Raw genomic sequence first — 10,680 nt, 5'->3', positions numbered from 1 at the left:
ATGTGGTGGTACAGGTAGAACCGATGGTGCAGCAGAGAAGCTAGTCACTGCGCGTCAAATTTTATTATCGGGTGCTGTTTCTGGTTCGGCTCTTTTTGATGGATCTGGAAATATTAATATTTCAACGGTCTTAAATAATTTTGGAAGCCTAAAGTCGGAAAATGGTTATAAATACTTGGGTGATGGTTTGATTTTACAATGGGGCACAGTTGATTACTCTGGTTATCCGGGTGAAACGAAGGTCGATATTACTTTCCCAATTACATTCCCTAATAACGTACTAAATATTAATTCAACACGCAAAATGGCACAGCATTCAAGTTCTGGGGATGGTGGCGTTTTATTAGTAAGCCAATCTAATTCAGGGGCATCTTTCTCTTTAAATGTATTTAACAGTAGTGCAATTGGTGATTTGCGTGGTTTTACTTGGTTTGCGATAGGTTATTAATATGATTTTTTTTAGTCACTCAAAACAATCTTTTTATGATTTAACTTTTGAATATGCTGATTTGCCAGATGATTTAGTTGAGATAAATGAAGAACAGCATTCGGAGTTGCTTCAAAAAATTAGTTTGGGTTGTTACGTATTTTCTGATTTAACTTTTTCAGAACCTAAGCCCAGCCCCTACCATGTGATGAATATCGTGAAAATGGAATGGGAGGATAATCGAACACCGGAACAGAAACGAATTGACTATTTGTTGACTTTACGACCATTAACACGTCGACAATTCAAGTTGGCGTTATTAGAAAATGGTCTTCTTGACTTAATTGAACAACGGATTTCCGAAATTGAAGAGACACAAATGCGTTCAAGGATTCAAATTGAATATACAGAATCATTCAATTTTGAAAGAAATAGTGAATCAGTATTATTCATGTCCACTTTGTTAGGGCTGAGTGAAGGACAAGTCGATAAGATGTGGGAATATGCCATGACCTTATAAAACGGTAGTTGTAATACTGCCGTTTACAACTGCCGCTGAATGAAATCAAACGTGCAATTTGAAAACCTGTGAGCTGACAAAAAACCAATCAGACCACAGGTTTATTTTATGGCAGATTCATATCACCACGGGGTCCGGGTTTTCGAAATTAATAACGGAATCCGACCCATTCGTACAATTTCGACTGCTGTTATCGGTATGGTATGTACTGCAGCAGACGCAGACGAACAAACATTCCCACTCAATACAGCGGTCTTAATTACTGACATCCTTGCAGCCATTGCCAAAGCAGGTACTCAAGGTACGCTTGCTCGTTCATTACAAGCAATTCTTGATCAAACCAATGCGGTTGTAATTGTAGTACGTGTAAATCAAGAAAAGGATGAAGCGACTCAAACTAGTTCAATCATCGGCGGATCGGCCGACGGTAAATACTCCGGCTTAAAAGCATTGCTCACTTCAGGTGCTAAATTCGGGATGAAACCTCGAATTTTAGGTGTCCCGGGTTTAGATAATGCGGCTGTAAGTACTGCCTTAACTTCAATTGCTCAGCAACTACGAGGCTTCGCATATATCTCTGCCTATGGCTGCAATACAAAAGAAGAAGTTGTCGCATATCGACAAACTTTTGGTGCACGTGAAACGATGGTCATTTGGCCCGAGTTTTTAGGTTGGGACACAGCGACAAGTTCAACCACTTCACTAGATGCTACAGCTCGAGCTCTAGGCCTACGTGCCAAGATTGACCAAGAGACAGGCTGGCATAAAACCCTTTCAAACGTTCCAGTTAATGGGGTCACAGGCATTAGTAAGGATGTGTTCTGGGATTTACAGTCTTCAGCTACAGATGCCAACTTCCTCAATGAAAACGATGTAACCACACTCATTCAACGTGACGGCTTCCGTTTCTGGGGTTCTCGCACTTGTTCTGAAGATCCTCTTTTCGCATTTGAAAATTACACCCGTACTGCTCAGGTCATCATGGACACAATGGGTGAAGCTCACATGTGGGCGGTTGATAAGCCACTACATCCATCACTTGCGCGGGACATTATTGAAGGGATCAATGGAAAGCTCCGCGATTGGAAGACAAATGGCTATCTCATTGGAGGTGAAGCTTGGTTTGACCCAGCATTTAACCCAGCCGATGTTTTAAAAGCCGGGAAGCTTCGTATTTCTTACGACTACACACCAGTTCCACCTTTAGAAGACCTCAGTCTACGTCAGCACATCACTGATAGTTACTTGGCTGATTTCGCTTCACGTATCGCGGCATAAGGAAATAGCGCATGGCTTTACCAAAGAAATTAAAACTTATGGACCTCTTTAACGAGGGTATTAGCTATTTCGGCCAAACTGGAGAAGTAACAATTCCAAAACTAGCTCGTAAGTTAGAAAACTGGCGTGGTGGTGGCATGGATGGCAGCGTTAAGGTCGATTTAGGTTTCGGTGATGACATCACTACATTCCAATGGAAACTTGGTGGTGTAGATCCACTCATTCTTGAACAGTTTGGTGCTTCAACAGTAGCAGCACACATGCTGCGTTTTGCTGGGTCTTATCAGCGTGATGATACTGGTGAAATTGATGCTTATGAGATTGTCGTACGTGGACGTCATGAAGAACTTGATTTCGGTAATCAGAAATCGGGTGATGACACTGAAACCACTATTAAAACTATCTGGAGCTATTACAAGCTTAGCATCAATGGTGTGGTTTATATGGAAATTGATATTCCATCGAACAAATTCATTGTTAAAGGTGTTGACCGCAACGCCGAGCACATGAAAGCCATTGGTCATTTAAGTTAATCCTTTTTCCTTAGCTCCGGTTGGCTTCAGCCGGAGTCTTTTTAATTCTTTTAGGACAGATCATGAATACTCAAAACCAAAACACTGAGATTGAAACTCAACCAAATGAACTCGAAGTTCAACAAGCTGAAAATCAAAAGGCAATTAACCCGGATGTGGAAGTAATTTATTTAGATAAACCTTTAAAAATGGGTTCAATCGAAATTACCCAATTAGACATTCGCAAGCCAAACGTTATGGCCCTTCAGGGTGTGAAAATCACAGATTTGATTCAAGGTGACGTAACAGCAATTTGTACCGTTATCCCGCGCGTATCGAGTCCGACTTTAACCAAAGCACAAATTAATCAACTTGAACCTTCGGATCTGGCACAGATTGGAGCTGCGCTAATGCTTTTTTTGCAACCGAGTTCAGTACGTGTATCAATCTTACAGCAACAGTAGATGATGCCATTGCCAATATCGCGGTGATCTTTCACTGGCCACCGCAAACCTATACAAACATGTCCTTATCAGAACTGATGCAATGGCATCAAAAAGCCATTGAAAGAAATGGAAATGATGCTGAATGAAACAACTTAAGCTCGAAGTCATCTTCGGTTCTCAAGACAAACTCAGTCCCGCCCTTAAAATCCTTTCTGGCAACAGCAATGCTGCTGCCAGAGCACTGAAGCAGACCAAAGATCAGGTTAAAAGCCTAGAATCACAATTAGCCAAAATCGATAGCTTTGAGAAACAAAAAGCAGCCGTTCAGCAGAGTAGTCTTGCATTAAAAAATATGCAGGAACATGTGAAGCATTTGAAGGCTGAAATTGCTCAGAACCCGACTAATCACTTGGCTAGTTCACTAGAAAAAACTCAGCAACAACTGAAGGCGACTGAAGCTGCAAAAAAACAGCTAGATGCCCAGCTCAAGCGTATCGATGGGTTTAGACAACAAAAACAAGCGGCTTTAGAAACTACAAAAAGTTATCAGGCTGTACAAACCCGAATTGCGGATTTAAAGCGTCAAATGGACGCACAGCCAAGTAAGAAACTGACTCAAGATTTTGCCCGAGCATCACGTGAAGCTGAGCAACTGAAGAACCGTATTAATGAGCAGGGTATCGCTCTACAACGTGCACGTACTGAACTTAGTCAATACGGTATTAGTACCAAGAATCTAAGTAATGAACACATCCGGGTACGTCGTGAGATTGAGCACTCAAATCAAACTATAGACAAGCAAAAGCAGAGCTTACGCGAACTTAAAGACGAGCATAAAAAAAGCCAAGCGGCTTTAAAAGGTCTAACCCAACAGCTCTCCAGTAGCGAACGTGAAGTCGGAAAGCTAACGGCCGAATATGACAAACAAAAACAGCATTTAAAGAATTTAACCCGGGAGTTAGATCAATCCGGTTTATCTGTAAATCAGCTTGGATCACATCAAAAAAAATTAAGAGAACGTTTATCCAGTACAACGTCTGAAATCGATAAACAACAGCGTCAAATGGCCCAATTAAATCGGGTACAGCAAAATTATCAGAAGGTTCAACAACACTCACGGACGGCAATGATTTATGGAGCCGGGATAACTGCAGCTGGAGTCACTACGCTGTACTCGATGAGAAAGCCTATCGAAGAAAACAAACGGGTCGAAATTGAGCAAAACCGGATTGCATCGTTGGGGCTTGGTGCTGAGGCCACTAAGGAGGCAACAGATTACGCTAAAGCTATGAAAACTTTTGGCACAAGTACATTTGATAATTTGCAGCTCATGCGTGATGGTGTCACTGCATTTGCAGACGTACATCATGCCAAATTTGCAGCACCTATGCTCTCAAAAATGAAATTTGCCAATGAAGCCATGTATGGCAGTGAGCAGGGTGGAGAAAATGAAAAAAAATTCATGGACATGCTTAAAGTCATTGAATTACGCAACGGCTTAAAGAGTGAAGCAGCATTTAAAGATCAAGCGAATATCATTCAACAAGTCATCACGGCCACGGGTGGACGAGTACAAGCTGGGGAATGGCTGAATGCTATTAAAACGGGTGGTGTAGCTGTTAAAGGCCTTTCAAATGAAGCGTTCTATTACAAAATGGAGCCTATCGTTCAGGAGCTTGGTGGTCATAGATTCGGTACGTCGGCCATGTCTGCATATCAAAACATTTATCAGGGTCGAACAACAAAACGAGCCGCAAATAATTTGATGGAGCTAGGTCTAATCGCTGATCAAAGCAAGGTTACACATGATAAAGCTGGCCAAGTATCATTTTTAAACCCGGGCGCACTTAAAGGCGCAGAGCTATTCAAGAAAGACCAATTCGAATGGATGGAGAAAGTTCTATTACCGGCTTTGGCTGAAAAGGGCATTACATCCCGTGGGCAGATTCACGATGCAATTGGAAGTATTTTCACAAACCGTAATGCATCAAATCTCTTTACGACAATGTATGACCAGCGCGATCAGATCCATAAAAATGCGAAGCTCAACGCTGGAGCCGATAACATTGATCAGTTGAATGACAAAGCTAAAAACACAACAACGGGTAAAGAATTAGAAGCTAGAGCAAAGTTACACGATGCTTATCTAAACTTTGGCCAAAGTATTTTGCCGATCTATACAAAAGCAATCGAAGTGGCCACCAATGCATTAAAAAACTTCAATATGTGGATGCAGCAGAACCCAACACTGGCAAAAATGCTCGGAGCGGGGTTACTTGTCATTGCTACTTCATTAGTGGCCATAGGTGGGGCATTAGTGGTGTTTTCACCACTTATTTTAAGCATGTTGAGCCTTAGACTCATGATGGCCACCGTGGGTGCAAAAGGTAGCTCACTCGGATTTGTTTTTAAAATGCTCTCTGGGCCAGTGGGGTTATTACAAAAAGGATTCGCGTTCTTAGGCCGTTCGGTACTTTGGTTAGGACGTTTGTTTATGACCAATCCTATTTTATTGGCCGTGACTGCTATTGCTGCAGCTGCATATCTGATTTATCAAAATTGGGGTGCAATTACTGGTTTCTTCAGTGGGGTATGGAATAGCGTTAAGCAGATTTTCAATGATGGCTGCAACGCAATTATGTCTGTTTTCCAAAGCATAGACAGTATTTTTGCGAATAATCCGATCCTAACCTTTATTTTTCCTTTTATTGGTATTCCAAGGCTTATTATCGCTAATTGGTCGAGTATTTCAGAATTCTTTAGTGGATTATGGAACGGGATCGTTTCGGGTGCTAGTGAGTTGTGGTCAGGCATCACAGGCATTTTTTCATCAGTAAGTACTTGGTTCGCAGGATTATGGGCTGGTGTGCAAAGTAATGCAGCTTGGGCGTGGGGAGTCATCAAATCAAACGTATCAGATGCATGGAATGGATTAGTAAATAACATCCAGACAAACCCGATTTTGCAACGTCTGATTAATGGTTGGAGATTGATTTTTAATTTCTTAGATGGCTTAAGAAACGGCATGCTAGGCATTGGCAAAAATATTATTGATGGTTTGATCAATGGTATCAGTTCAGGTTTTGACAAACTTAAATCGTTGTGGGGCCAAATCAATAGCTACATGCCAGATTTCATGCGGAAAAAGATGGATATTCATAGTCCATCACGAGTGATGCGTGGAATTGGTCGATTTATTGTTGCTGGTCTTGAGGTCGGTTTGGGGCAGCAGCATGGTTCGCTTCAGAAAACATACCAACGCATTGTTGATACGTTTACAGCACCACCGCCAGTGGAATTTTATCCTGGTGCGAATTCTCTCCCGGATCAACAACAAACAGTATTGCAACGTTTGAAAACATTGCTTGAAGTACAGCAACCGACTTTAGCTACACCATCTTTCAGTGCTCCCGTGCAATTGCCGCCGATTGTGACAAAACCACTTATTGCAGGAGCACCGAGTACAACAACGGCCCAAGCTTCAAAACAGCATCAAATTACAGTTGAGGGCGATTCGATTTCGATTTATGTCACAGCGCAGCCGGGTCAGTCGACACAAGACATTGCAGCTGAAGTACAGCGTCAACTTCGAAGCTATGAACGTGAGAAAGCAATGCGTGTACGTGATGAATTTTGGGATAATCAATAAGGAATAAAATTATGATGATGATTTTTGGCGTATTTGTTTTTTCGCTACCAACGGCCACATATCAAACCCTAAAACGTCAAACGAACTGGAGACATGCTTCAAGCTCCCGAGTGGGTGATATGCCCGACTATCAGTTCGTGGGGCGCGGAGATGATGTGATTACGCTTGATGGCAGTATCATGCCTGAATTTATGGGGACTCCGCTTAGTCTTACCGCATTGCGCGTGATGGGCGACACTGGAAAATCATTCCCATTGATCAGTGGTACCGGGAAAATATTTGGTCTGTATTTTCTTGAAGATGTGGAAGAAACACAGACATTTTTTTTCCCGAATGGAGCTGCTCGTAAAATTGAATTCAAAATGACACTGAAGCAGAAAATGAAGCCCGGAACGTTGGCAAACAATATCATTAGCAGTGTGTTGGGTTAGGTCATGTTTGAAAGTGTTAGCAATGTCAATGCACAAGCCATTTATAAACTGGTGGTGAATGGTACCGACATCACAACTAAGATTAATTCACGATTGAACAATATGACCATTACTGACAATCGGGGCATTGAAGCAGATTCGGTACTTATTGAATTACTGGATCATGATGGTTTACTCGAGATTCCACCCAAAGACGCGGAGATAGAGGTCTGGATCGGCTGGAGTACAACTGGACTGATCTACAAAGGCAAATATTACATTAAGGAGCGTGAGCATTCTGGAGCACCGGACATTCTCTCTCTACGGGCCACCAGCGCTGATTTAAAAGCGAGTTTAAAGCGTAAAAGGGAAGAGAGTTATCACGACAAAACAATCGGTGAAATCATAAGTAGCATTGGGGCCAGAAATGGCCTAAATGTGATTATTCAAGATAAGCTGGGCAGCATTAAACTAGCCCACATTGATCAAAACGAATCAGATGCAAATTTAATGACCCGTATTGCCGATGAACATGATGCGATAGCAACTGTTAAAAACGGCACATTGTTGTTTATGGCCAAAGGAAAAGCTGAAACAGCAAGTGGCCAAACTCTACCAGAAGTCGAAATTACCCGAAATCAGGGCGATAGGCATCGTTTTAGTGATACATCGGAAGGCGATGATATTTCGGGGGTGACTTGTTATTACTACGATATTGCGTTGCCACAAAAACAGAAAGTGACTGTGGGTAATAGCTCTCATAATGTTAAGGAAATTCGACATGCGCTGCGTGATAGAGAAACGGCTCTACATAAAGCTTATGCTGAATATAACAATATCAAACGTAAAGCGACCAGCTTCAGCTATACATTTTCGCGTGGACGTCCTGAACTAATACCAGAAATGACATTCAAATTTTCAGGTTTAAAATCTCCGATCGATGATATCGTGTGGTTAGGTACAAGAGTAACGCATAAGCTCGATGGATCTGGGGGATTCACTACAGACGTTGTACTTGAAGTGATGATGCCGGATGCTGATGACGTCAGCCAATTAATTGAAGATGAACGTGGAGATTATACGGGGATTGTGGTGTATTACGGTACAGCAAAATCACCAGAAAAATTAACGCAAGGGGATCAATCAAATCCTAAACGCTTAACGTATTTATATAAAAATAAAATTACTGCTACAAAAGCCGCTGAACGAGAATTCAAACGGCTTCAGGACGAAAAGGGCACCTAGAAATTACAGATAATAAGTTCGTTACCGTTATGCTCCTCCGCTGATGCTCTGTTATTAACAGTCCAGCGGATTTTTTTATTTTTGATATTGTAATCTTCAAATAATTCCCGAACTTCAGGCACATCATTAAGACTTAAAATAAACTTCCCTTGAATGGTATCTAGTTGTGCCTTCAGTGCATAAAAGTCATCTTTCCCAAAGATATTTTTGCCATAGTCTTTTTCACAATTCCAATAGGGTGGATCTAGATAAAAAAGCGTGTCAGGACTATCCATTCGATTAATCACATAGTCATAACTGGCATTCTCAATAGTTACCCCCTGCAAACGTTCATGCACTGAATATAAGTGTGCACGAAGTTCATCACCTAGCTTTAATCCTGCTTTACGGGTTTTAGAATAACTGAAAGCCCCATCTAGCTGACAACTGAATGCAGCACGAAGAAGGTAATAAAATTTAGCTGCTCGTTGAATATCAGTTAAACCACGGTCACTTTTTTTCATGTCATCAAAAATAGTGCGTGAAAATAACAATAAATCAAATTCAGCTAAGAAGGCATCGAAATGAAATTTAAGGACTCGATATAAATTAATGAGGTCATCATTAACGTCGTTAATAACTTCAACCGGGGAAGGGGTCTTTTTAAAGAGAACCCAACCCGCCCCACCAAAGACTTCAACATACGTTTTATGTTCTGGCATCAGCTCTACGATAGTTCTGGCCAGTTGAGATTTACCACCAAGCCAGCCACTGAAACTATGACCTTTTGGGTTGTATTGAATATTCATGATTCTTACCTGTTTTTTGGTGCTCGAGGCTCTCAGGTAAGGCACTCTCGGTGCTCAGGATATTAATTGACTTACAGCGTGAACATTTGATTTCCAGTGAATCAAAATGCCCAATTTTGGCAAGCAGCTTATAACAGCAGCGACATCTGATCGTGTGCATAAGTATTTTGATTACAAAAAAGAAAAATCTTGGCAATAGTATTCAATAATTGCTAAACACACAAATTTTTAACCGTATAATAAAAAACGATACGATTATTGTACTTTTTGAGAGAGTTATGCGGGGAAAACACCAATTATATTGTCCACATTGCAACGCAAAACTGACGATTAGAAGTAGCAGACAACAACACGTTTTACTTAGATCAATCTGGCTTCAGTGTAGCAACGTTATGTGTGGTTTTACCGGGGCGGGAATAATAGAAATCACTCATCAAATTTCACCAAGTTCACAGAAGAACCCGGATATTAATCTAAAGAAATTAAAACGTAGACCAGATAAATATATTAAAGAAATCGAACCACTTCCAAATCTCAATTTATTCCCTGAACTGGAGGAAAGTTAATGGCCAAGTGTGAAATCTGTAAAAAACGTTGGTTATTCTCAAAAACCGTTAAATGTGACTGTCATAAAAAACCAATTATTACCCATACTCATCAGGGATTATCTAATTTGACTTCAAATGGTCCAGTTTGGGTTGGTTATGGTCCTGCTGATACACGGTATCCCCAGCGAGATCCAGATCCACATCTTCAGTATTATTCAAGTATTGCTATCCAAAATATTGAGGCAAAATCCGATAATTGCTCGGAAGACCGCTATCGATCTCAGTACCATCAGGATACATCTAGCTATTCAAATCATAGTGGCCAGAGTTCAAGTGATTCATCAGGTTGGAGTTCTGGATCAAGTGATAGTAGTAGTTGCGATAGTGGAAGTTCTTCATCTAGTTGGGATTAAAGAAATGCAATTAGTAAAATCATATCGAATCTTCATAGACGAGGTTGAACTTGAGAAGTCCACAGCGACTATTACTTGTCATCCATTTATTTTTTCTATCGGTTTATTTATGGGAGATATTCAACACTCCTTTGTAAACGCAAGGGTCGAAGAAGTAGCAAAAAAGTATAAATTAAAGGAAAGAATCGAAACTCTAGGCTCTGAAGTTAAATCAAAAGTTTTAGAAAAATATTCGGATCGATGTATTACAAAGGATTTGATAAAGTCGATTGAAAATGATTTAAGAAAAATTATTTTTACAGTTCGTACAATATATCCCGACTTTGACCAATTTTATCGAGAAAGTTTATATGCATAAAAAAAGCCGCTTAAGCGGCTTTTTTTATGCATATAAACTTTTGTATAGAAATTGGCTTTGTTGCACAAAGATTTCATAACTATATG

At 40.7% G+C, this 10,680-nt stretch carries 13 protein-coding genes and 1 pseudogene; 12 read left to right on the top strand and 2 right to left on the bottom strand.

Annotated elements, in window-relative coordinates; all coding sequences use genetic code 11:
* From RFX69_RS01610 to RFX69_RS01570, 9 genes and pseudogenes are all read left to right on the top strand, one after another.
* Positions 1-448 (top strand): annotated as a pseudogene (locus RFX69_RS01610) (hypothetical protein); the annotation flags it as partial.
* Position 449: 1 nt separating this feature from the next.
* A complete protein-coding gene (locus RFX69_RS01605) occupies positions 450-947 on the top strand; it encodes a hypothetical protein (protein WP_217408583.1) in 498 nt (165 codons plus the stop codon).
* Positions 948-1,055: 108 nt separating this feature from the next.
* The gene (locus tag RFX69_RS01600) at positions 1,056-2,225 is read left to right on the top strand and encodes a phage tail sheath protein (protein WP_109104293.1); all 1,170 of its coding nucleotides are present in this window, start codon (positions 1,056-1,058) and stop codon (positions 2,223-2,225) included.
* Between the two features lie 11 nt (positions 2,226-2,236).
* Positions 2,237-2,758 carry a phage major tail tube protein gene (locus RFX69_RS01595; protein WP_109104292.1) on the top strand — a complete coding sequence of 174 codons (522 nt, stop codon included), beginning with the start codon at positions 2,237-2,239 and terminating at the stop codon, positions 2,756-2,758.
* A 62-nt stretch (positions 2,759-2,820) separates the two neighbouring features.
* A complete protein-coding gene (locus tag RFX69_RS01590; RefSeq protein ID WP_109104291.1) occupies positions 2,821-3,201 on the top strand; it encodes a phage tail assembly protein in 381 nt (126 codons plus the stop codon).
* Positions 3,180-3,329, top strand: a complete 150-nt coding sequence (locus RFX69_RS01585) for a GpE family phage tail protein (RefSeq protein WP_109104290.1) — start codon at positions 3,180-3,182, stop codon at positions 3,327-3,329. The genes RFX69_RS01590 and RFX69_RS01585 overlap by 22 nt, the downstream gene beginning before the upstream one ends.
* Positions 3,326-6,832: a phage tail protein gene (locus RFX69_RS01580; RefSeq protein WP_109104289.1), complete on the top strand. Its 3,507-nt coding sequence runs from the start codon at positions 3,326-3,328 to the stop codon at positions 6,830-6,832. The genes RFX69_RS01585 and RFX69_RS01580 overlap by 4 nt, the downstream gene beginning before the upstream one ends.
* Before the next feature lie 11 nt (positions 6,833-6,843).
* Entirely contained in the window at positions 6,844-7,263 is a 420-nt protein-coding gene (locus RFX69_RS01575; RefSeq protein ID WP_109104288.1) for a phage tail protein, read from the top strand.
* Positions 7,264-7,266: 3 nt separating this feature from the next.
* On the top strand, positions 7,267-8,487 hold the full coding sequence (locus tag RFX69_RS01570; RefSeq protein ID WP_109104287.1) for a contractile injection system protein, VgrG/Pvc8 family: 1,221 nt from the start codon (positions 7,267-7,269) through the stop codon (positions 8,485-8,487).
* On the opposite strand, the gene RFX69_RS01565 is transcribed toward RFX69_RS01570, so the two are convergent.
* Together RFX69_RS01565 and RFX69_RS19365 are read right to left on the bottom strand one after the other, a co-directional pair.
* Positions 8,484-9,275 carry a Dam family site-specific DNA-(adenine-N6)-methyltransferase gene (locus RFX69_RS01565; RefSeq protein ID WP_109104286.1) on the bottom strand — a complete coding sequence of 264 codons (792 nt, stop codon included), beginning with the start codon at positions 9,273-9,275 and terminating at the stop codon, positions 8,484-8,486. The two genes, RFX69_RS01570 and RFX69_RS01565, sit on opposite strands and share 4 nt — an antisense overlap.
* The gene (locus tag RFX69_RS19365) at positions 9,244-9,435 is read right to left on the bottom strand and encodes a Com family DNA-binding transcriptional regulator (RefSeq protein ID WP_079282448.1); all 192 of its coding nucleotides are present in this window, start codon (positions 9,433-9,435) and stop codon (positions 9,244-9,246) included. Before RFX69_RS19365 ends, RFX69_RS01565 begins: the two co-directional genes overlap by 32 nt.
* A 118-nt stretch (positions 9,436-9,553) precedes the next feature.
* Here RFX69_RS19365 and RFX69_RS01560 point away from each other — a divergent pair, with 118 nt between their 5' ends.
* The 3 genes from RFX69_RS01560 to RFX69_RS01550 are packed head-to-tail and all read left to right on the top strand — an operon-like array spanning position 9,554 to position 10,594.
* Entirely contained in the window at positions 9,554-9,841 is a 288-nt protein-coding gene (locus RFX69_RS01560; protein WP_004738277.1) for an ogr/Delta-like zinc finger family protein, read from the top strand.
* Entirely contained in the window at positions 9,841-10,236 is a 396-nt protein-coding gene (locus RFX69_RS01555) for a hypothetical protein (protein WP_004738278.1), read from the top strand. Before RFX69_RS01560 ends, RFX69_RS01555 begins: the two co-directional genes overlap by 1 nt.
* A 4-nt stretch (positions 10,237-10,240) precedes the next feature.
* Complete coding sequence (locus RFX69_RS01550) at positions 10,241-10,594, top strand: hypothetical protein (RefSeq protein ID WP_004738279.1); 354 nt, start codon at positions 10,241-10,243, stop codon at positions 10,592-10,594.
* Positions 10,595-10,680 lie beyond the last annotated feature (86 nt).

The sequence above is a fragment of the Acinetobacter sp. 148 genome (assembly GCF_031196675.1).
Taxonomy (GTDB): Bacteria; Pseudomonadota; Gammaproteobacteria; order Pseudomonadales; family Moraxellaceae; genus Acinetobacter; species Acinetobacter baumannii.
Note: the sequence above shows the minus strand (reverse complement) of the source record. Positions and strands in the feature narration are given on the sequence as shown.

Coding starts and splice junctions, on each gene's coding strand:
- RFX69_RS01560 (WP_004738277.1), top strand. CDS start 9,554: ATGCGGGGAAAACACCAATTATATTGTCCACATTGCAACGCAAAACTG.
- RFX69_RS19365 (WP_079282448.1), bottom strand. CDS start 9,435: ATGCACACGATCAGATGTCGCTGCTGTTATAAGCTGCTTGCCAAAATT.
- RFX69_RS01600 (WP_109104293.1), top strand. CDS start 1,056: ATGGCAGATTCATATCACCACGGGGTCCGGGTTTTCGAAATTAATAAC.
- RFX69_RS01595 (WP_109104292.1), top strand. CDS start 2,237: ATGGCTTTACCAAAGAAATTAAAACTTATGGACCTCTTTAACGAGGGT.
- RFX69_RS01570 (WP_109104287.1), top strand. CDS start 7,267: ATGTTTGAAAGTGTTAGCAATGTCAATGCACAAGCCATTTATAAACTG.
- RFX69_RS01605 (WP_217408583.1), top strand. CDS start 450: ATGATTTTTTTTAGTCACTCAAAACAATCTTTTTATGATTTAACTTTT.
- RFX69_RS01575 (WP_109104288.1), top strand. CDS start 6,844: ATGATGATGATTTTTGGCGTATTTGTTTTTTCGCTACCAACGGCCACA.
- RFX69_RS01555 (WP_004738278.1), top strand. CDS start 9,841: ATGGCCAAGTGTGAAATCTGTAAAAAACGTTGGTTATTCTCAAAAACC.
- RFX69_RS01580 (WP_109104289.1), top strand. CDS start 3,326: ATGAAACAACTTAAGCTCGAAGTCATCTTCGGTTCTCAAGACAAACTC.
- RFX69_RS01590 (WP_109104291.1), top strand. CDS start 2,821: ATGAATACTCAAAACCAAAACACTGAGATTGAAACTCAACCAAATGAA.
- RFX69_RS01550 (WP_004738279.1), top strand. CDS start 10,241: ATGCAATTAGTAAAATCATATCGAATCTTCATAGACGAGGTTGAACTT.
- RFX69_RS01565 (WP_109104286.1), bottom strand. CDS start 9,275: ATGAATATTCAATACAACCCAAAAGGTCATAGTTTCAGTGGCTGGCTT.